The organism is Pseudomonas sp. LBUM1676 (assembly GCF_059695605.1).
Window position 1 is genome coordinate 2,746,686 of the sequence record NZ_CP166777.1, and the last position, 19,525, is coordinate 2,766,210.

General features: G+C 62.2%; 19 protein-coding genes. 8 read left to right on the plus strand and 11 right to left on the minus strand.

Annotated features, from left to right (window positions below; genetic code table 11):
* Positions 1–66: 66 nt before the first annotated feature.
* The 8 genes from ACA041_RS12915 to ACA041_RS12950 all read right to left on the minus strand — a co-directional run bounded on the left by ACA041_RS12915 (position 67) and on the right by ACA041_RS12950 (position 8,297).
* A complete protein-coding gene (locus ACA041_RS12915; protein WP_497441455.1) occupies positions 67–1,323 on the minus strand; it encodes an FAD-dependent oxidoreductase in 1,257 nt (418 codons plus the stop codon).
* Positions 1,320–1,556, minus strand: coding sequence for a (2Fe-2S)-binding protein (locus ACA041_RS12920; protein ID WP_497441456.1), 237 nt, complete (start codon positions 1,554–1,556; stop codon positions 1,320–1,322). Before ACA041_RS12920 ends, ACA041_RS12915 begins: the two co-directional genes overlap by 4 nt.
* Entirely contained in the window at positions 1,549–2,664 is a 1,116-nt protein-coding gene (locus tag ACA041_RS12925; RefSeq protein WP_497441457.1) for an NAD(P)/FAD-dependent oxidoreductase, read from the minus strand. Before ACA041_RS12925 ends, ACA041_RS12920 begins: the two co-directional genes overlap by 8 nt.
* Positions 2,661–3,593 (minus strand): 4-hydroxyproline epimerase, encoded by a 933-nt coding sequence (locus tag ACA041_RS12930; RefSeq protein ID WP_497441458.1) that lies wholly within the window; start codon positions 3,591–3,593, stop codon positions 2,661–2,663. The genes ACA041_RS12925 and ACA041_RS12930 overlap by 4 nt, the downstream gene beginning before the upstream one ends.
* A gap of 114 nt (positions 3,594–3,707) precedes the next feature.
* Complete coding sequence (locus tag ACA041_RS12935; RefSeq protein ID WP_497441459.1) at positions 3,708–4,379, minus strand: GntR family transcriptional regulator; 672 nt, start codon at positions 4,377–4,379, stop codon at positions 3,708–3,710.
* Positions 4,380–4,451: 72 nt separating this feature from the next.
* A complete protein-coding gene (locus ACA041_RS12940; RefSeq protein WP_497441460.1) occupies positions 4,452–5,945 on the minus strand; it encodes a M15 family metallopeptidase in 1,494 nt (497 codons plus the stop codon).
* Positions 5,946–6,094: 149 nt separating this feature from the next.
* Positions 6,095–7,663: an aldehyde dehydrogenase (NADP(+)) gene (locus tag ACA041_RS12945; RefSeq protein WP_497441461.1), complete on the minus strand. Its 1,569-nt coding sequence runs from the start codon at positions 7,661–7,663 to the stop codon at positions 6,095–6,097.
* Positions 7,664–7,673: 10 nt separating this feature from the next.
* On the minus strand, positions 7,674–8,297 hold the full coding sequence (locus ACA041_RS12950) for a cysteine hydrolase family protein (protein WP_497441462.1): 624 nt from the start codon (positions 8,295–8,297) through the stop codon (positions 7,674–7,676).
* Between the two features lie 96 nt (positions 8,298–8,393).
* Between ACA041_RS12950 and ACA041_RS12955 the strand changes: the two genes are divergently transcribed.
* The 3 genes from ACA041_RS12955 (at position 8,394) to ACA041_RS12965 (ending at position 11,501) form a co-directional block, all read left to right on the plus strand.
* Positions 8,394–8,909 (plus strand): winged helix-turn-helix transcriptional regulator, encoded by a 516-nt coding sequence (locus ACA041_RS12955; RefSeq protein ID WP_497441463.1) that lies wholly within the window; start codon positions 8,394–8,396, stop codon positions 8,907–8,909.
* Positions 8,910–9,040: 131 nt separating this feature from the next.
* Complete coding sequence (locus ACA041_RS12960) at positions 9,041–10,249, plus strand: YbfB/YjiJ family MFS transporter (RefSeq protein ID WP_497441464.1); 1,209 nt, start codon at positions 9,041–9,043, stop codon at positions 10,247–10,249.
* Positions 10,250–10,265: 16 nt separating this feature from the next.
* The gene (locus tag ACA041_RS12965; RefSeq protein WP_497442068.1) at positions 10,266–11,501 is read left to right on the plus strand and encodes an MFS transporter; all 1,236 of its coding nucleotides are present in this window, start codon (positions 10,266–10,268) and stop codon (positions 11,499–11,501) included.
* Here ACA041_RS12965 and ACA041_RS12970 read toward each other — a convergent pair.
* Positions 11,496–12,395, minus strand: a complete 900-nt coding sequence (locus tag ACA041_RS12970) for a LysR substrate-binding domain-containing protein (protein WP_497441465.1) — start codon at positions 12,393–12,395, stop codon at positions 11,496–11,498. The genes ACA041_RS12965 and ACA041_RS12970 overlap by 6 nt on opposite strands.
* Before the next feature lie 273 nt (positions 12,396–12,668).
* Here ACA041_RS12970 and ACA041_RS12975 point away from each other — a divergent pair, with 273 nt between their 5' ends.
* The 4 genes from ACA041_RS12975 to ACA041_RS12990 are packed head-to-tail and all read left to right on the plus strand — an operon-like array spanning position 12,669 to position 16,272.
* Positions 12,669–12,983 (plus strand): DUF485 domain-containing protein, encoded by a 315-nt coding sequence (locus ACA041_RS12975; RefSeq protein ID WP_497441466.1) that lies wholly within the window; start codon positions 12,669–12,671, stop codon positions 12,981–12,983.
* Complete coding sequence (gene actP, locus ACA041_RS12980; RefSeq protein ID WP_497441467.1) at positions 12,980–14,653, plus strand: cation/acetate symporter ActP; 1,674 nt, start codon at positions 12,980–12,982, stop codon at positions 14,651–14,653. The genes ACA041_RS12975 and actP overlap by 4 nt, the downstream gene beginning before the upstream one ends.
* A gap of 56 nt (positions 14,654–14,709) precedes the next feature.
* Entirely contained in the window at positions 14,710–15,264 is a 555-nt protein-coding gene (locus tag ACA041_RS12985; RefSeq protein ID WP_497441468.1) for a cytochrome b, read from the plus strand.
* A 3-nt stretch (positions 15,265–15,267) separates the two neighbouring features.
* The gene (locus ACA041_RS12990) at positions 15,268–16,272 is read left to right on the plus strand and encodes an NAD(P)H-dependent flavin oxidoreductase (protein WP_497441469.1); all 1,005 of its coding nucleotides are present in this window, start codon (positions 15,268–15,270) and stop codon (positions 16,270–16,272) included.
* 223 nt (positions 16,273–16,495) lie between these two features.
* Here the strand turns inward: ACA041_RS12990 and ACA041_RS12995 are convergent, their stop codons facing one another.
* Positions 16,496–17,383, minus strand: a complete 888-nt coding sequence (locus ACA041_RS12995; RefSeq protein ID WP_497441470.1) for a LysR family transcriptional regulator — start codon at positions 17,381–17,383, stop codon at positions 16,496–16,498.
* A 115-nt stretch (positions 17,384–17,498) separates the two neighbouring features.
* Here ACA041_RS12995 and ACA041_RS13000 point away from each other — a divergent pair, with 115 nt between their 5' ends.
* Positions 17,499–18,233 carry an MOSC domain-containing protein gene (locus ACA041_RS13000; RefSeq protein ID WP_497441471.1) on the plus strand — a complete coding sequence of 245 codons (735 nt, stop codon included), beginning with the start codon at positions 17,499–17,501 and terminating at the stop codon, positions 18,231–18,233.
* A 340-nt stretch (positions 18,234–18,573) separates the two neighbouring features.
* On the opposite strand, the gene ACA041_RS13005 is transcribed toward ACA041_RS13000, so the two are convergent.
* Entirely contained in the window at positions 18,574–18,933 is a 360-nt protein-coding gene (locus ACA041_RS13005) for a DUF6124 family protein (protein WP_497441472.1), read from the minus strand.
* Between the last annotated feature and the right edge of the window lie 592 nt (positions 18,934–19,525).

Consider the following 19,525-nt stretch of genomic DNA (forward strand, 5'->3'; position numbering starts at 1 on the left):
AGGTCTGATGGCGACCTCCGGGATCATAAAGACTCGGCGCCGGAGCCGATAGCCCCGCGCCGGCATTCAGGCTGGCGGCGTGTCCTCCAGGCACAACAAGGTCTCGATGCGCGCCGGACTGAACGGCGGCCGTGGCGCCGAGGGTTGCCAGCCGAACAAGTGCTGCACTGCGCCGCCACACACCCGGCCCTGGCAGGCGCCCATGCCGCAGCGGCTGGCCAGCTTGGCTTCGCGCCAGGCGCTGTGCCCGGCCAGTGCAGCGTAGGACACGTCTTCACAGCGGCAAACCAGGGTGTCGGCCTGTGCCAGCGACTTGAGCCGCGGGTCGAGGCTGAACGCCTTGTTCAGGGCATCGGCAAAACCCTGCCAGCGCGCCCGACGCGGCCACAAGGCCCGAGCCGCCTCGAAGTCGCCGACAGCCGCATGCCCCGCGATCGCGCCTTCGACCAAGGCCAGCTCACTGCCGCCGAAACCGGTGCATTCGCCCGCTGCGTAGTGATCGGTGCGACTGCTGGCCTGCCAGGCATCGACCACCAGCGCCTGGCCGGCGAGCTCGCAACCCAACGCCTGGCCGAGCTGCGTGTTGGGAATCAGACCGAAGCCGCACGCCAGGCGCTCGCATTCCAGTTCGATGACTTTGCCTTGTTGTTGCAGGCGCACGCCTTCCAGTCGCTGATTGCCCAGAGCGGCCAGCACATGGGTCCCGCTCCGATAATGAGGATCGAACAAGGTGAACGACTGCAGCAGTTTGTTCGGCCAGCGCGGCAGTTGCGCGGCAAAACCGGCGACGGCGACGGTGGAAGCCTGCTCGGCGATCCTCAGCACCCGGGCGCCGTTATGTTTCGCCGTCGCGGCACTGGCCAGCAATAAAGGCCCGCTGCCGGCGATCACCAGGCGTTCTCCCTGCACGGGCAAACCACCCTTGATCAGCGCCTGGAGACCGCCGGCACCCGTCACCCCGGGCAAGGTCCAGCCGGGGAAGGGCAGCAGCAGCTCCCGGGCGCCGATGCACAGAATCAGTTGGTCGTAGGCGATCAGCCAGCCATGATCGGCATCTTCAACCAGGAGTTGTTTCGGGCCGGCGCAGGCAATCACCCGAGTGCCGGCGTGGCGATGGATGTTGCTGCACGCCTGCAGTCGCTCGCGCATCCGGCGCGCCGGTTTCGGCAAGTTGGCCTGAGGACCGTCACGCCAGATTTGCCCGCCTGGCAGCGGATTGTCGTCGAGCAAAACGATGCGCGCACCGCTGGGCGCCGCGGCGAGCGCCGCAGCCATCCCGGCGGGGCCGGCACCGATGATCAGCAGATCGGCGAATTCGCTCATCCTTGAGTCTCCACCTGCATGCCGTCACGGCACAGGGTCTGGCAGGCCAGCCGTCGTCGGCCGTCGATGCTCACCCGGCATTCCTGGCATATGCCCATGCCGCACAGTGGGGCGCGTCGCTGACCACTGACCGAGGTGCGCGCGCAGCCGTCGCCACCCAGAGCCAATGCCGCTGCGACACTGGTGCCCTCGGCGACGCTCAGGGCGCGGCCGTCCAGGATCAATTCAGGCATGTGCAGGCTCCTTGAGAAAACGTTGTGGCAGATAGGGGTGAGCGGCCAGCGGTGGGGGTTCGTCGAACAATTGCGCGACCAGCAAGTCAGCGGTGCCGGGCGCCGTGGTGACACCCAGGCCTTCGTGGCCGACCGCCAGCCACAAGCCTTTGCGTTGAGGATGCTGGCCCACCAGGGGCAAGCCGTCGGGGCTGGCGGCACGAAAACCGGTCCAGGCGCGGATGCCGTTGAGCTGGGCCAGCCCCGGCATGTAGTCGACCGCACGCCTGAGCATTTTCGCCAACATCCAGCCCTCGACCTGCGGGTCGGTGGTGCCGAACTGCCGTGACGCGCCGATGAACAGCTGCCCGGTCGGCCGCGGTTGGATATTGCAGGCGGTCGACGGGCCGGTGGCGTTGTGGGCGCTGGTGACGTAGCCGAGTTCCACCAGGGTGTGGGTGACTGTGCCGGGGTAACGGTCGGTGATCAGCAGGTGGCCTTTCTTCGGCTCGATCGGCAACTCAGGGCAGAGTTGGTTGGCCTGGATGCCGTTGGCCAGAATCACCGCTTCGGCGCTCAACCATTGACCGTCATCGAGGCGCACGCGATGGCCGTCGACTTCGCTGACCCGCGCCCGGCGCTGGCGGATGTTGGGTGAATCGAGCATCCAGCGTGCGGTCGCCGGCGCATAGAGGATGCCGTCGCCCTTGATCAGCAGGCCGCCTTCCAGGCCTTCGCGCAGTTGCGGTTCGCGCTGGCGCAAGGCACCGGCGCCGATCAACTCGCAGTCCACGCCGTGGTCCTGCAGGTTGTGAAATTTGCTTACGGCGACGGCCATTTCTTCAGGATTGGCCGCCAGCCAGAGCGTGCCGTTGCTGCGGTAGGCGCAGTCGTCCGGCAAGGCCGGCGCCTGTTCGCGCCAGCGTTGCAGGGAATATTGACTGAGCGCCAGTTCCGCCGGGTTGTCATCGAGCACCAGCAAGTGCCCCATGCCCGCCGCCGTCGCCCCGGGCAGGCCGGCGTCCAGCATCAGCACGCGCACGCCGCGCCGGGCCAGTGCCTGGGCACAGGCAGCGCCGATGATACCGGCGCCGATCACGATCACATCGGCTACCCGGCCCTCGCTCACGGGCGAATGCCCCAGGCGAACGGGTCGTCCTGTTCGATGATCAGGCTGGCTTCGGCGCTGATGTAGGCGCGACCGCGAATGGTCGGCACGATACGCTCACCCTGCAGTTCATAGGAGCCCTCGAATTCACTGCCGATGACACTGGCCTGGCGCCAGATCTGTCCGGGCTGCAATTTGTCATCGGCCGCCAGGCACGCCAGTTTCGCGCTGGTGCCGGTGCCGCAGGGCGAGCGGTCGTAGGCCTTGCCAGGGCAGAGCACGAAGTTGCGGCTGTCGGCCTGCGCGTCATCGGCAAACAACTCTACATGGTCGATCAACCCGCCGTCTTCGCCGCGAATACCCTGCGCTTCCAGGGCCTGCTGCACGGCAAAGGTGTAGGCGGTCAGCGCTTCGAGGTTATCGCCGCCGATGTGCAAGCCATGCCCGGCAATCAGGAAAAACCAGTTACCGCCCCAGGCGATATCGCCCACCACCGCGCCGACTCCCGGCACCTGCAGCGTCAGCGCCTTGCGGTAACGGTAGGCCGGCACATTGCGTACACTGACCGAGCCGTCTTCGTGCAGCGTCGCCTGCACCGTGCCCACCGGCGTCTCGATGCTGTGCACGCCAGGGCCGATCTTGCCCAGGTGCGCCAGGGAGGCCACCAGGCCGATGGTGCCGTGGCCGCACATCCCGAGGTAACCGCTGTTGTTGAAGAAAATCACCCCGGCACAGGCACTCGGGTCCACCGGCTCGCAGAGCAATGCGCCCACCAGCACATCACTGCCCCGTGGTTCGAGCACGCAGGCGGCACGCCAGTGGTCATGCTGTTCGGCCAGCCGCTGTCGACGCTCGGCCATGCTGCCGCGGCCCAGGTCAGGAAAACCGGCGGTGACCAGGCGGGTGGGTTCGCCGCCGGTGTGGGAGTCGATCACGGTGATGCGTTTCATGGGAGGGCCACGTCCGTTCAGATGAGTGAACGAAAGAGTGGCCTCTGCAGGGACGTGCCGGCTTGATGGTTTTACCCGGTACCGATGACGAAATCGGCACAGCCGAGCCAGCGGTCAATGATGGTGGGGCAAATGCTCGAACAGCGTCTTGCAGACCCCGGCAATGTGCTCATCGAGCAGCTTCACCGCCAGATCCACATCGCCAGCGCGACAGGCCGCGAGGATCTGTCGGTGTTCGTGATCGGCGCGATCCTTGCCGGCCGAGAGGCTCATCTGCATGCGCAGATAACGCTCCAGCTTGTCGTTGACCGAACGGATCAGGCCGACCAGGAACGGCCGTTGCGCCGGCTCATAGAGACAGGCGTGCAGTTCCCAGTTGAGCTCGGCCCAGCGCCCGACGTCATCTTCGCCGATGAACTCCTGGCAGATGCGTTCGGCGCGGGCGAAGGTGTCTTCGGTCATGTTGGGAATGGCCAGGCGCAGCACCTTGTCTTCGAGCAGCATGCGCACTTCGAACATCTGCGCCAGTTCCGCGTCGGACACCCGGGTGACCATCGCCCCGCGATTGCGCTGGAACATCACCAGGCCTTCAGCTTCGAGGCGCTTGAGGGCTTCGCGCACCGGAATCTTGCTGACGTTGAACTGACGGGCGATGTCGTCCTGGCGAATCGGTTCGTCCTCGGCGAAATGCCCGGCGACGATGGCATCGCGCAGATGACGGGTGATGATTTCCGAGGTCGATGGCGAATTGCCAAGGTCGGGTGCGTTGAGTTTTGTCAGGGCCACGGGCGTGATCATTCGCAATGAGTTGCAGATAGGGTATACGAATTTGCCTTGGGCTTCCTTGGGATGCGCCTGTCAACGCTCGGGCAGGTTCCAGCTTGCACGAAAGTATTCGTACTCTGCCTCGGGCAACTGAACCAGCAACGGCGACTGGCGAGGATCCAGCCAATCGAACAAACGGGCAATATCCGCCTGATCCATGGCGGTGCAGCCAAGCGTCGGCAATCCGGGGCCGCGCCAGATGTGAAAGAAAATGCACGAGCCCGAGGCGGGGGAGGCTGGCGTGTTGTGCTCGATGAAAATGCCTTGGCGGTACATGTCATCGTCTCGACGCATGCGCTCCGAACTATTCCAGTCTCGGGCCATTTTCGAGCCATCGACCAGTTGGTTGTAATGCCCGGATTGACTGTCATCCACGCATTCGGTGGAGGGTGTCAGCGCCAGGTAAGGCAGTTGCGTGCTGGCCGTGCTGTCATAGCCGAACGCCGTTCCCAGCTTGAATATCCCGGCAGGTGCTTTTCCATCGCCTTCATGCTTGACTGGTCCGTCGCGCTGATCATGGCTGTGCGCAAGCCCCTTGCCCCAGGCCAAGCCGTGCTTGCCGAGCACAATCGCAAACGGCTCGCCGTACTTTCGAAACGTCTGCCCATGCCGTTCATAACGCTGGGCGGTGCCCTGGACGTCAGTCCAGTTCTTGCTGGTGACCACGATCAGCTGATGGCTGGCGTCGAGGACGTTGCTTGTATCCAGTGGGGTAATGGGGAAATCCATGACGTCCTTGCGCGGACCCGTGCCACTGTAGGTGAAGTGCCACCACTCCTTGTCGTATCCGGAAAACCCTTCTTTCTCCATGGCGCGGCTCAGTAGCTGGCGATGTTTTCGGGCGTCAGCATTGATCGACGGATTGTCGGTATGCGCGCGCTCATCGAAGCAGTCGTAACCGGTACCCATGTCGAGTGCGCCGTCGCGCCAACGTTGGCCGTAGGGCGCCGTGCAATCAATTTGCGCGGCCGACGGCGACCAGGTTGCTGCGGGCAGCGCCTGCGGACCGGTCAGGGTCAGGTCCACGGTCGAGCCTCTGGAGTGATTGGACACCCGGGCCACATAACCCAGGCGCCAGAAGTCCTGCTTGTCCACCCGTGGGTAGAATTCGGCCTTGCGTGGATCACCCGGCAGCAAAGCGAAGCGACCCATGTCGGCCACCGCACGGGCGGGTCGATAGCAGTCGAATACCTTCAAGCCGTAGCCTTGGGCACGTAGTGCCTGTTGCACCCGGGCCAGAGCCTGGGCCGCGTCCTGCGTCAACAGGCACTGCGCCGCGGCGTAACCGTCGAGCGGGTGCCCGGTAAAGTTATGCGCGCTGGCGTAGCGGACGTCCTGCTCGATGCCCGGATCGACCGAACGCAAATACACCATGTCCTCGGGCCGTGATTGCGCAGTGGCCATGGCGGCTGCGAAAACGCTCAGGCACAGGGTCCAGCGCAGCCATGAGCCTGCGCGCAGGTTCCCCGGACGATGCAGAAACGGCATCGAGAAAGATGCGGATTTGACTCGGCGCACAAGACGCATGCGATGCCTCCGATGATGCGGGCTGCTGTAGGAGCAAGCTTGCTCCGGGCGGCGTTCCGACGATGGACGTGAACGATAACGCGTTTTTTCCAGATAAACGCGTCGCCTTTGAGATCATCGTCGGAACGCCGCCTGGAGCAAGCACGCTCCTACAAACCACCGTCCACGCTACGAGGCAGCTGCAACAGGTTACGTTCACGCAGGGCCTCGGGCAGTAAAGCATCAGGAAACCCCTGATAGCACACCGGCCGCAGGAAACGCTCGATGGACGTCATGCCCACCGAGGTGAAACGGCTGTCCGATGAGGCAGGGAAGGGGCCGCCGTGAATGCTCGCAAACGACACCTCCTGCGGATGGGCGAAGGCGTTGACGACGATGCGTCCGGTGCGCCGTTCCAGCACCGGCAACAGGCGCCGGGCCAGCGGGATGTCACTGTCCTCCAGATGCATCGCGGCGCTGAGCTGGCCCCGCAGCGAGCGCGCGACAGCGAACAGTTCGTCCTCATCCCTGACCTTCACCAGCAGGGCGGCCGGACCGAAGACTTCCTCGGCAAGCACGGGATTGCCGAGGAAGTGTGCGCCATCGACCTCGAGCAATGCCGACCGGCCATCAAGCTGCGCATTCGCCGCATAGCCTTCGGCGACGCGACTGGCCCCGGCGTTTTCCAAGGCGGCGAGCCCGCGGACATAGGAAGCGTGGATACCCGGCGTCAGCATCGGCCGTGCCGATGCTTCGCTCACGCGCTTGAGCATGGCAGCCCGCAGCGCCGCAAAGCCGGCCCCTTCGATCGCGATCAGCAGGGCGGGTTTGAGGCAGGCTTGTCCGACATTGACCAGCATGCGCTCGACAAAACCATCACCGATCAGTGCACCACGTTCAGCCAGTGCATCCGGGAGGATGAACGTGGGGTTGACGCTGGTCATCTCAGTGAACACCGGAATCGGCTCGGGACGTTGCTGCGCACGTCGATACAGCGCCATCCCGCCTTGCTCCGAACCGGTGAAGGTCACCGCCTTGATCAGGGGATGATCGACCAGGGCTTCGCCGATCGCATTGCCGCTGCCGCGCACCATCGAGAACACCCCCTCGGGCAGCCCGTGGTCTCGGACCGCCTTGCGGATGGCTTGCGCCTGGATTTCCGAGGCGCCGGGATGCGCGTTGTGCGCCTTGACGATCACGGTCGCGCCCGCCGCCAGGGCAGAGGCGGTATCGCCACCGGCGACCGAGTATGAAATGGGGAAGTTGCTGGCGCCGAAAACAGCCACCGGACCGATCGCGATCTTCTGCAGGCGGTGGTCCATGCGCGGGCGTGGCTGGCGATCAGGTTGCGCCGGATCGATGGCCAGCTGGAGGAAGCGGCCCTGGCGCACGACCTCGGCGAACTGGCGGAACTGGGCCGCGGCTTTTGCCGCCTCGCCCTCAAGTTGGGCGGCAGGCAGGCCCGTTTCCAGCGCGGCCCGTGCGGCCAGTTCGGGGCGAACAGCGTCGAGATTGTCGGCGATGCTGTCGAGGAAAGTCGCCCGGGAGGCAAGCGAGGTATGGCTGTAGTGGTCAAACGCCTGGTCGGCAAGCGTCGCCGCCTGGTCGACCTGCGCCTCGCCACCCAAGGCGAACTCCGGTTCGATCAATTGGTGAGTGGCGGGATTGAGCGCCTTCATCGTCCCCTCGGTGGCCAGGACATCCTTGGCGCCGATCAGTAGTGCTCCTGTCAATTTCATCGGGTTACTCCTACTGTGCCAGGGCGGCGATGAGTTCGTCGGTGGCCACGATGGAATGAGCGAATGTCGGGCCATTCAGTTCATGGGCGGCATGCATCATTTCCGGCTTGAAGGCGGCGGTCGCATCGCGCACGAGGGTGACGTGGTAGCCCAGCTCGCAGGCGTAACGGGCGGTTGCCTCGATGCAGGTGTTGGCCAGCAGGCCGGCGATGATCACGTGGGTGATGCCCTTTTGCTTGAGGCGAAAATCCAGGTCGGTGTTGGCAAAACCACTCGAGCCCCAATGCTCCTGGACCACGATGTCGCCGTCTTTGGGCGCGAAATCGGGGTGCCATTCGCCACCCCATTCCCCGCGTGCGAAGTGATGCATGTGCATGACCTTGCACTGGGTCGGGCTCGGGTGATCCCAGTTTTCGTAGTCGCCTTGTTCCCAGCGGCGGTGCGGTACGATGACCACCGGGATATCCAGGGCGCGGACAGCGCGGTCGAGAGCGCGCAGGTTGTCGAGCAGGCCGACCTGATTGGCGATCGGTTCGATCAAGGGATAGACCTTGCCGCCTTCCGACAGGAAATCGTTGTAGGGGTCGACCAGCAGGTAGGCGGTTCTGTCGAGAGGATAGAGGGCTTTCGACATGGCGATTGTCTCCAGGGTTGAGGGACCGGTGCTGCGGGCTTGCTCTGGCACCTTGTAGATATGATAATCATAGTGACTGTGAAAGAGGCAAGTTTTATGTCGGTTAACACTAGTACTGCGCACACCTTGTGTCCGATTTCCCGGGCCGAGGCCATCGTCGGCGACCGCTGGACCGTGCTGGTGCTGCGTGAGTTGTTCATGGGCAGTCATCGTTTCGACGAGATTCAGGCGCAGACGGGGGGGACCCCGCAGATGGTTGCCGCGCGCCTGAAAAACATGGAGGCTGACGGCCTGGTCACTCGCCGCCCCTACAACGAGCGGCCGCTGCGCTACGAATATTACCTCAGCGCCAAAGGCGAAGCCTTCTACTCGGTAGTGCTTGCGCTGCGCGCCTGGGGGGAAACCTGGTGCAAGTCGCCGGAGGAGGGACTGGCGGTGCGCTACATCCATCAAACCTGCGGCAAGCCTGCTGGCCTCGGGCCGTTGTGCGAGCATTGCGGCGAGCCTTTACGCCGTGGCGAACTGATCAGCGAACACAGTGAAGCCTATGCCGCAGAACGAAAATCACGGTATGAAGCCTTCAAGGGCACCCGCGGGTCTGACTCGGTTTGAATGCCCCACGGTAGAGCGATCAGTCTGTCCAAGGTATCTTTCGCAGAGATAACTCTGATCAGTTTTATTCGTTTCTTGAGATTGCTGTTGCGCGAGTACTGTCTGCCCATCTGAAGAAGAGAAGGGCAGGTATGAACAGTGTGAAGCCAACGATTGCCAGAGAACCCACGCTGCGGCCAGCCTCTGCGGGGTGGAGCACCCTGGCCGGTTTTTCCGCCAGCCTGGTGGGTATCGGCCTGGCGCGATTTGCCTATACGCCGCTGCTCCCGGCCATCATCGGCGCGCAATGGTTTGACCCCTCCAGGGCCGCTTACCTGGGGGCCGCCAACCTGGCGGGCTACCTGGCCGGAGCGATTTTCGGTCGTTCAATGGCGGCCAAAACGTCCACGGTGTTTATCCTCAGGGCAATGATGGTGCTGGCAAGCCTGGTCTTTTTTGCCTGCGCCTGGCCTGTGTCCTTCGCGTGGTTCTTCGCCTGGCGCTTTCTCTCAGGCACGTCCGGTGGTGCGCTGATGGTGCTGGCCGCGCCAACCGTGTTGGCGCATGTGCCCGCGTCCCGACGCGGACTGGCAGGCGGGGTCATTTTCATGGGCGTAGGGGTCGGCATCGCGGCCTCTGGCACCCTGGTTCCGCTCTTGCTTGAACAGGGCCTGAGGCAAACCTGGCTCGGCCTCGGGCTGATTTCCCTGGTATTGACCGCCATTGCCTGGCGCGGATGGCCAAGGGAGCACGCGCCTGCGGCCAACCCCACGCACCACCGTCGTCCGGCGGCCAACCGCACACTCAAGGCGCTGTATGTCGAGTACGCACTCAATGCTGCCGGGTGGGTGCCGCACATGATTTTCCTCGTGGATTTCGTGGCTCGCGGCATGGGCCAAGGCCTTCAGGTGGGGGCTCAGTACTGGGTGCTGTTCGGCATTGGCGCCACGGTCGGTCCTCTTCTGGCTGGCGTTCTGGCCGACCGGATCGGCTTCGGCCGCGCCTTGCGCCTGTCGTTCGTCATCGAGGCGATCAGCGTCGCCGTACCGGCCCTCGGGCTCGGGAACGCCTGGTTGATGATCTCCAGCGTCATCGTCGGCGCCTTTGTCACCGGTACCGTGCCGCTGGTGCTGGGTCGGGTCCACGAACTACTGGCCAAGCATCCCGCCCAACAGAGTTCGGCCTGGCAAACGGCCACGGTCGGTTTCGCCTTGTTCCAGGCGGTGGCGGCCTATGGCTTGTCGTTTCTGTTCTCGTACAGCGGGGGCAATTACAGCGTGCTGTTCATCATCGGCACTGCGGCGATGCTGCTGGCTTTTGTCATCGATACAGTGGCGGTGAGGAAGCCCAATGAGCAATGACCAAGCCTCTGTTGCCGTGACTTATGCCGAGCGAAATCTTCCCTACTGGCGTCGCAACCTGACCGTTTGTGTGTTCGGCTCATTCACCACGCTGGTCAGCCTGAGCCTGTTGTTACCCTTCCTGCCGCTGTATGTCCAACAACTGGGCGTCACGGCTCAGGCCGACGTGGTGCAATGGTCGGCGGTGGCATTCGGCGCGACGTTTTTTGGTACGGCGATCACTGCGCCGATGTGGGGACGCCTGGCCGATCGTTACGGTAGGAAGCCGATGCTGGTCAGGGCGGCGATCGGCATGGCCATTGTCATGTCGATGATCGGCCTGGCCCGCGACGTCACCGATCTGGTTGCACTGCGCCTGATCGCCGGCCTCATCGGCGGCTACGCCTCGGCTTCGATCGTCATGATCGGGTCTCAGGTACCACGGGAAAAGGCCGGTTGGGCGCTGGGTGTGCTGTCCACCGGCGCGTTGTCCGGCAACCTTATCGGGCCCTTGGTGGGCGGATTCCTGCCGGAGCTGGTCGGGATCCGCGGTACGTTTTTCGTCGGTGGCGGGATGATCGCACTGGCCGCGCTGACCACCCTCCTGTTCATTCGGGAGGATTTCGATCGAGAGTCGGATGGCAAACGACGGTACACACGGACCGGCCCCGAGGGTGTCCGTTCCAATTGGCCAATCATCGGCGCGCTGCTCATGACCGCGATGATGGTGCTGCTGGCCAATATGTCGATCGAGCCCATTATCACCGTCTACATCGGCCACCTTGGCGTTGCTGTTGATGACCAGGCGCGGATGGCGGGCGTGGTAATGGCCTGTTCGGCGCTGGGCAGTATCCTGACTGCGGCCAGACTGGGGGCGCTGGCAGACCGGGTCGGCAGTTGGAACGTCATCCTCGGATGTCTGCTGTTGACCGGCATCGTCATGGTGCCCCAGGCGTATGTCACGCAATGGTGGCAGCTGGCGGTTTTACGCGGCGTAATGGGCATGACCATGGCCGGGTTGCTGCCATCGATCGCCAAGCTGATCCGGCATTCGGTCGAAGAGCACAGCACTGGAAAAGTGCTGGGCTATCTGCAATCGGCGCAGTTCTCCGGGCAGGTGATCGGACCGCTGATCGGTGGCCAGATCGGTGCCCATGTGGGTTTGAACGCGGTGTTCCTGGTCACCGGAGCCCTGTTGGTACTGTGTGCCGGCGTCAACGCCTGGGTACGACGTCGCTTCATGGCGCAAACCCAATGCACGGTCGGGTTATGACGCCAGGGGGATTGACGCAGGTGCCGCGACACCGTCCAGGCGCACGCTCTGCAGAAAGGTGCTTAACGCGCTGGAAAAATAGCCATCGACGCGCCTGACAAACACCGTCTCCACGGCGGCCAGTTCCGGCGCAATTTCATGCATGGCGACCATCCCCTCGCGCACCGCGTTCGCCACCACGCCCCGGGGCAACAGCGTGACCCCGACCCCGGCGGAGACGCAGGCGATGATGGCTTCGATCGAGCCGAACTCCAGCGGCTCCGGAGCCTGGATGCCCAGGCTGGCCAGCAGGGAATCCAGGCGCTGGCGATACGAGCAGCCGATACGAAACACCACGGTCTTGAGCGTGTCGATGGCGGCGACCGCTTCCAGGCTGTGAATGGCCGGGGAGGTAATCAGGACGAGTTCTTCACGGAACGCCAACTCACTTTGCAATTCCGGGTGATGGACCGGGCCTGCGACGAAGGCGCCCTCCAGCTTACAGTCGATGACCCCCTGGATCAGGCTGCAGGTGGTGCCCGTGCGTACCACGGGCCGGACCTCGGGATAGCCCTTGGCAAACTTCGCGATCAGTTGCGGAAGACGCAGCGCCAGGGTGGTTTCGAGGGTACCGATCTCGAGCACACCTTTTGGCTGCCCGTCGTCGCGCGCGGCGCTGGACGCATCCAGCAACAGCTTCGAAAGACGGGCGGCGAAGGGCAGCAGGCGGCGCCCGGCGGGCGTGACCTGGACACCCCTGGCGCTGCGCTGGAAAAGCGCCACACCGAGCTCGTCCTCCAGTGAGCGAATCCTCGCGGACACGTTGGACTGCACGGTATTCAGCTCGTTGGCGGCCTTGTTCATGCTGCCATGGCGTGCCACCGCGTCCACCACCTTGAGATCTGTTACATCCATCGCATTCACCTATCTCAAAAACTAATAACCGGTTATCAAAAAGTTGTGTTTCAGAGATTAGGTTTCGCGGGGTGCAAATGGCAAGCACAGCCTGGCGATCGATGAATTACAGGTTCATCAAAACAGATCATATGCATCATTAATGATCGTTTTACATGATCTTTTGCCAGGCATAGGTTGATCAGGCAAACAAACCGCAGCCAGTGGCGGATCGAGTCTTCGACTCCGAGGCTGTGGAACAACAATAACTGTCCACTGCATCACGGAGTCAACGTGAATCACGTATCTGAATCAGCCAGAATTCGTAACCATCCCCGGTATCAGGATTTGGTCTCACGGCAGCGAAGATTCGTCGCTTGCCTGACAGCCGCCACCCTTGTGCCTTACTTCACGTTCATCCTCGTCGCCGCGTTTGCACCCCAGCTGCTTGCGACGAAGCTTTGCGCGACAAGCATGATCAGTATCGGTTGGCCGCTGGGCGTCGCCTTCATCATCGGTGCCTGGGTGTTTACCGGCGTCTACATCCTGCGTGCCAACGGTGAGTTCGATGAGCTGACCGCAGAAATCCGCGAGGGGGCCATCGTATGAAACTTGTCCTGGCATACCTCATTGTTCCCGCACTCCTGGGCGCTGTCGCCACTGGCGCTTCGGCCGGCGACGTGTTGCAGCACGTCGAAAAACAGCCGCTGAACATCACCGCGATCTCGATGTTCCTGATCTTCGTGGTGACGACACTGGGCATTACCTGGTGGGCCGCGTCCAAAACCAAATCGATGGAGGATTTCTACACCGCCGGGGGTGGCATCACCGGTTTTCAGAACGGCCTGGCCCTGGCCGGTGACTACATGTCCGCCGCGGCTTTGCTGGGTGTCACCAGCATGATTTTCTTCAACGGCTTCGATGGCGTGCTGTACTCGATCAGCTTCTTTGTCGCCTGGCCCCTGCTGCTGTTCCTGTTTGCCGAACGCATCAGGAATCTGGGGCGCATCACCATCTCCGATATCGCCTCGTTTCGCCTCGATCAAAACCGCATTCGAACCCTGACCGCCTTCGGATCACTGACCGTGGTGTGCTTTTATCTGGTGGTGCAGATGGTGGGGGCAGGGCAGTTGATTCAGTTGCTGTTCGGTCTGCCCTACAACTATGCGGTGATCGCGGTCGGTCTGTTGATGGCGGTCTACGTCACCTTTGGCGGCATGGTCGCCACCACCTGGGTGCAGATCATCAAGGCCGGGCTGCTGCTGGTGGGCGGCACCTTGCTGGCGTTCCTGGCGTTGAGCAAGTTCGGTTTTTCCTTTGAACTGTTGTTCGAGCAAGCGGTGGCCGCGCACCACGACGGCGAGCGGATACTGCTGCCAAGCAAACTGGTGGCCGACCCGCTGTCGCTTATCTCGTTGGCACTGGGCCTGGTGTTTGGCACCGCGGGATTGCCGCACATCCTGATGCGCTTCTTTACCGTGGCGGACGCCAAACAGGCGCGTAAATCGGTGTTCGTGGCCACCGGTTTCATCGGCTTTTTCTACCTGATCGTTGGCGTACTGGGCCTGGCCGCGATCGTGATCGTCGGGCAAGACCCGGCCTTCTACGAGTCGGGCATTTTGGGTGGCAAGCTCATCGGCGGCGGCAACATGCCGGTGATGCACCTGGCCAAGGCCGTGGGTGGCGACTTCCTGCTCGGCTTCATCTCCGCCGTCGCGTTTGCGACGATCCTGGCCGTGGTGTCCGGACTGACCATGGCCGGTACCTCGGCGATTTCCCATGACCTCTATGTCATGGTCTTCAGGAAAAACCGGGCCGATGCCAAGGATGAGCGGCGGGTGTCGCGCATCGCTTCGGTGGGCATCGGCATTGTCGCGGTGGTGCTGGGTATTTTGTTCAAGGACCAGAACATTGCCTTCCTGGTGGCGCTGACATTCGGCGTGGCGGCCTCGGTCAACTTCCCGATCCTGGTGCTTTCGATGTACTGGAAAGGGCTGACCACCCGAGGTGCCTTGATCGGTGGCATTGCCGGCCTGATCAGCGCCGTCAGCCTGGTCATTCTCTCGCCCGCCGTGTGGGTCAAGGTGCTGGGCAACGCCGATGCGATCTTCCCCTATGACTACCCGGCAATCATCTCGATGAACGTGGCCTTCCTGTTCACGTGGCTGGGCTCGGTCACCGACCGCAGCAGCGCGGCCACGCTTGAACGAGCGCGTTTCGATGATCAGCTGATCCGTGCCCAGACCGGGCTTGGGGCATCCGGGGCCGTCAGCCATTAAAGCGCGGCACCGTTGCATACCCCGGTCCTTACCATGTCCTTAAAAAGGAGTCAGCCATGCAATTACGAGACAATGGCCTGAGATTCTCACCCATCACTGTTGCGCTGCACTGGATCGTCGCGTTTTCGCTGCTGTCGATCATCTGCCTGCAGGGTTTTATCGCCCACGCCGCCGATCAGGCGGCGCGGCTGGAGTTCACCAGGTTGCAAAACCTGATCGGCCTGATTCTGTTTCTGGTATCGATCTATCGGTTCTGGGCCAGGGTCACGGCTTACCATCCTCTGCCCGTGGGCACTCCTAATCCCATAGAGGTGATCATCAGTCGCTCCGTGGCGGTGGCGCTCGCCCTGGCGATGGTGCTGCTGCCGATCGCGGTCTGGGCTTCGAGGTCTGCCGCCGGGGAGGCGACGCCGCTCCCTTGGGGATTGGCGATTCCAGCGCTGTTGCCGGTCAACCCAGGGCTGAAACAGGTCGTCGATGTACTGTTCGATATCGGCGCGTCAGCCTTCCTCGCCGGCCTGGCGCTGCATATCTTCGGCGCGGTCAAGAATCACTTTCTCCTGAAGAACAACACGCTCAAGCGGATGCTTGGAAAACATGTGGAGTTGTGAGCAATGAACGAAGGCAAATTCGAGTTTGCGGGTAATGCCATTACCCGCCTGTGTGGCGTTCAGTACCCGATCTTTCTCGGCGGCATGGCGGCCATTTCCGGCCCGGCACTGGTGGCGGCCGTCGCCAACGCCGGGGGGATGGGCGTCATTGGCGGGCTGCGACTCCCGCCGTTGGCCTTGCGTCGATGGCTGCAGGAAACCCGCGCCCTGACCGACCGGCCCTTTGGGGTGAACCTGGTGCCGCAGTTCGGCGGCCCGGATGTGTTCGAAGCGCAATTTCAGGTGGTGCTCCAGGAAAAACCGCGGCTGCTGTCGTTGTTTTATGCCGAAGCCTATTCCGCCGACATGATTCCCCGGGCAAAAGACGCCGGGCTGGTGGTCATGGTGCAAGTGGGCTCGGTGGCGCTGGCGAAAAAAGCCATCGCCGAGGGGGCTGATATTATCGTGGCGCAAGGCAGTGAGAGCGGCGGTCACCTGAATCGAGGCACCATCGGCATCATGCCGTTGTTGCCTTCAATCATTGCCGTCGCCCAGGGACGTCCGGTCCTGGCGGCCGGCGGCATCACCACCCGCGACGATGTCCGCGCCCTGATGTCGCTCGGTGCGTCCGGGGTGGTGGTGGGCACCGCTTTCATTGCCACCGATGAATCGAATGCGCACCCGCTGTACAAGCAGAAGATCGTCGAGGCGAGCACCGATGACACCGAGTACCGCACGGGCTATTCGTTCGGCTGGACCTATGGCACGCCGCACCGGGTGATTCCCAATCGGGACAAGTGGAACCTGCTGCGTTTGATCGGCGGCGGCGCCCGGGCGATCGACAAGCCGCGCATGGCGCGCAAGTTGTCACTGTACGCGGGCCAGGGCGTTGGAAAAATCCACAGCGTCGTGCCCGCTGCGCAGCGCATGGCCGAGCTTGCCCTGGGGCTGCCAATTGAAACCAGTCGGTTTGAAGTAGAGGAGGACGGCACCGTCAACTATGCCGCCCAACGCAGGATCGTTCTGTAGGAGCAAGCTTGCTCGCGATGGACGTGAACGATAACGCGTGATACCTGAATAAACGCGTTGTTACTGAACTGTAGGAGCAAGCTTGCTCGCGATGAACGTTAACGGTAACGCGTAATACCTGAATAAACGCGTCGCTCTTGGGTTCTTCGTCGGAACGCCGCCCGGAGCAAGCTCGCTCCTACAGGGGGCCGTGTGCGTTCACCGATCTGCTTCGGGGCCGGATCTACAAACTCGCCGGCCGGGCAATCTGTTCCTGTGCCAGGCCGATGAACGCTGTCATGGCCGAAGTGATCATCGAATCGTTTCTGCGGATAAACACCGTTGAAACCTTGGCGAACTCGGGCGGCAAGGTGTGGCAGCGGATGGCGTGGCGCACACTGCAATTCTCGGCAATGGCCTTGGGCAGCAAGGTCACGCCCATGCCCGCGGCGACGCAGGACAAGATCCCGTCTAGGGTGCCCAGTTCCATGATCTGGTTGGGCACCAGCCCGACCTGGTAGAACCAGTTTTCCAGGGTCGAGCGATAGAAGCAGCCGGTGCGGAATACGAGCACGGTTTGCTGGGGCATTTTATCGATGAGTGCGGCCAGCGATTCGAAATGACTGCTGCTGACCAGCACCAGTTCTTCTTGAAACACCTCTTCCTGCGCCAGCGCCGAATTCTGGTGGAACCCGCCAACGAAGGCACCGTCGAGTCGATGCGCTTCGATCGCCTTGATCAGCTCGACCGTGGTACCGGTGAGGAGCGAGAGCTGCACGTCGGGGAATTTCTCGCGGTATTTGGTCAGCACCTGGGGCAAGCGAATGGCGGCCGTGGTTTCCATCGATCCCAGCCGCAGCAGACCCGCCGGGCTGCCGGTGTCCATCAGGGCGCTGCGGCTCTCTTCGGTGAGTTGCAGGATGCGCCGCGCGTAACCGAGGAAGGTTTCGCCCGCCGATGTCAGCACGACCCCGGACTTCTTGCGGATGAACAGCTCGCGGTTGAGCTCGGCTTCCAGCTCCTTCACGCGCATGGTGACATTGGACTGCACTGTGTTCACGTTGACCGCGGCGGCGGTGAAGCTGCCCAGCTCGGCCACCGCGCAGAAAATCTTCAGTTGGCGCATTTCCATGATCGTTGTCACCTATCATAAAAAGTGATGGATTGCATCACGAGCCATCATTTTACTGGCTTTGTCGGCAGTTAGTAAAGTGAACAAAACATGGGCTGATGAGCGTGGCTGGACGATGATACTGACTTCAAACATTGACCATGTCTTTGCCGGCGGCCTGGGGCTGCTCAAACCCGAGGGGCAACGGACGGGCATTTTCAAACGGAGAATTTCAGGCCCTGCGCGAGTGGAACTGAACGGGATTGTCGGTGACCAGCACGGCGACACCAGGGTTCACGGCGGTCCGGAAAAGGCGGTGCATCAATATGCGGCGCAGCACTACGAGCGATTGGCGCAGGCGTTTGCGCACAGTGCCGCTGAGCTGGTTCCGGGTAGCCTGGGAGAGAATGTATCAGCCCAGCACCTCTCTGAGCGGGAGGTGCATATCGGTGACGTGTTCCGGATGGGCAGTGCCGTGCTGCAAGTCTCACAGCCGCGCAGTCCGTGCTGGAAAATCAATCATCGCTTTGATGCCGAACGGATGTCGATGTACGTCGCCAAAGAGCGAATCACCGGTTGGTATTACCGAGTCATCCAGCCGGGATTCATCGAGGCGGGGGACAGGATCGAGCTGCTGGAAAGGCATACCGAGCGATTCTCCATCGATGAGTTCTGGCAGGTGCAGTTGTCGCATCGGCCTTTGATCGATGATCTGCTGGCGTTGGCGGCGACCCATGGCCTGGCCGAGGACTGGAAGCGGCGGCTGTCGGAGCGGGCGAAGTGGCTGCAAAAGGCGCTCGGGACCGAGATAACTGCACAGCCCCAAGCGGGAGCCGCCGTCCCGTCTTCGACACCGCGGTGTCGCGCATAGAAACGGTGGGTTATGTGGGAGCGAGCCTGCTCGCGAAGAGGCCGTGTCAGTCAACTTCGATGCCGGATGTCAGTTCGCATTCGCGAGCAGACTCGCGCCCACGCTAGATCTATGCCGGACTCGGGATTTGTGTACGCCTCGATCACCTGTAGGAGCTGTCGAGTGAAATGAGGCTGCGATCATTTGATCTTGGCAAATCAGCGACCGCTAAATAATCCAGCATCAAACACATCCATCTGTGGCGAGAGAGCTGGTTCTCGCGGGGCCACGCAGCGGCCCCAAAAAATGGGACCGCTGCACAACCCAACGAGAGTTCCCCGATCACCCCAGCGAACCGCTCCTACTCAGGCGGATCAATCTGATCCAGCACTCGGTTCGCCGTGATCTCCGCCAGCATGATGCTGTTGGAAATGCCCAGCAGGGCATTGCGCGATCCACCCTCCAGATGATCCACCAACTGGTGGACCATCACATCGACTGAAGCCAGCGTCTCGACCAAATAAACCACCAGGGTTTCGGTAGTGGTTCCTGGGTTCACGGTAAACATTGTGCTCGGTGAGCGCGGGATGGCTTTGATGTCGGCGGTCGACGGGAAGTGAAAGTCGAGGGCCCGTTCGGCGGCCTCGTTGAGTTTGTTTGAATCGGATTCGTACGGTGATACCGGATTGGTGTCCGGCGGGTTTGGTGAAGGCTTAATCATATTTTCGTGCTCCAAAAATGTGGAGCCACCATCGACTTGCGACTAAACAAGAGGTGGCAGCTGTACGCAGGTTAGTCGACCGGGGAGACACGAAACCGGCGCGCCCGAAGGCGCCCTGCGCACAGCTACCATGAAGTGCAGGCATGAAACCTGACTGTCTGGATGCAGATACGCTCGTGAAACCACGGGCGACTAAACCCGATCACTGATGAGCAGTGACACGTTTCAAGTTACCGAGCGACCCCGAGGCGCACAAGCCGGCGGATTCTGGCGTAACCGTAGGCAATGGCGCAAGGTCTTGTAGCTTTCCGGAAGAAAGCTGGAAAGCGTTTAAACAAGCAGTCTCCGATGCTGTTGAATCGGCGCTACTCAATGGGCATGGGCCCACCACCCAATCTCATCAACCTTCATCCGCCATGTATCACGCTGTAGTACTTTTCTGAAGTTTAGGGATATCCGCTGTGCCGCCTTGTGCTTCCCGCACACCTATGTCTAATCTCCCTGTGTCGCTGCACCGGCGACAGACGCAGCCATGCGGAAAAGAGGCCCCCCGATCCGGCAAATTGGCGGCCAGAGCGGTGGCGTCGAATTT

Excerpts from the sequence above, each read along its gene's own strand:
- ACA041_RS12915 (WP_497441455.1), bottom strand. The coding sequence starts at position 1,323 with ATGAGCGAATTCGCCGATCTGCTGATCATCGGTGCCGGCCCCGCCGGG.
- ACA041_RS12920 (WP_497441456.1), bottom strand. The coding sequence starts at position 1,556 with ATGCCTGAATTGATCCTGGACGGCCGCGCCCTGAGCGTCGCCGAGGGC.
- ACA041_RS12930 (WP_497441458.1), bottom strand. The coding sequence starts at position 3,593 with ATGAAACGCATCACCGTGATCGACTCCCACACCGGCGGCGAACCCACC.
- ACA041_RS12940 (WP_497441460.1), bottom strand. The coding sequence starts at position 5,945 with ATGCGTCTTGTGCGCCGAGTCAAATCCGCATCTTTCTCGATGCCGTTT.
- ACA041_RS12945 (WP_497441461.1), bottom strand. The coding sequence starts at position 7,663 with ATGAAATTGACAGGAGCACTACTGATCGGCGCCAAGGATGTCCTGGCC.
- ACA041_RS12950 (WP_497441462.1), bottom strand. The coding sequence starts at position 8,297 with ATGTCGAAAGCCCTCTATCCTCTCGACAGAACCGCCTACCTGCTGGTC.
- ACA041_RS12955 (WP_497441463.1), top strand. The coding sequence starts at position 8,394 with ATGTCGGTTAACACTAGTACTGCGCACACCTTGTGTCCGATTTCCCGG.
- ACA041_RS12960 (WP_497441464.1), top strand. The coding sequence starts at position 9,041 with ATGAACAGTGTGAAGCCAACGATTGCCAGAGAACCCACGCTGCGGCCA.
- ACA041_RS12970 (WP_497441465.1), bottom strand. The coding sequence starts at position 12,395 with ATGGATGTAACAGATCTCAAGGTGGTGGACGCGGTGGCACGCCATGGC.
- actP (WP_497441467.1), top strand. The coding sequence starts at position 12,980 with ATGAAACTTGTCCTGGCATACCTCATTGTTCCCGCACTCCTGGGCGCT.
- ACA041_RS12985 (WP_497441468.1), top strand. The coding sequence starts at position 14,710 with ATGCAATTACGAGACAATGGCCTGAGATTCTCACCCATCACTGTTGCG.
- ACA041_RS12990 (WP_497441469.1), top strand. The coding sequence starts at position 15,268 with ATGAACGAAGGCAAATTCGAGTTTGCGGGTAATGCCATTACCCGCCTG.
- ACA041_RS12995 (WP_497441470.1), bottom strand. The coding sequence starts at position 17,383 with ATGGAAATGCGCCAACTGAAGATTTTCTGCGCGGTGGCCGAGCTGGGC.
- ACA041_RS13000 (WP_497441471.1), top strand. The coding sequence starts at position 17,499 with ATGATACTGACTTCAAACATTGACCATGTCTTTGCCGGCGGCCTGGGG.
- ACA041_RS13005 (WP_497441472.1), bottom strand. The coding sequence starts at position 18,933 with ATGATTAAGCCTTCACCAAACCCGCCGGACACCAATCCGGTATCACCG.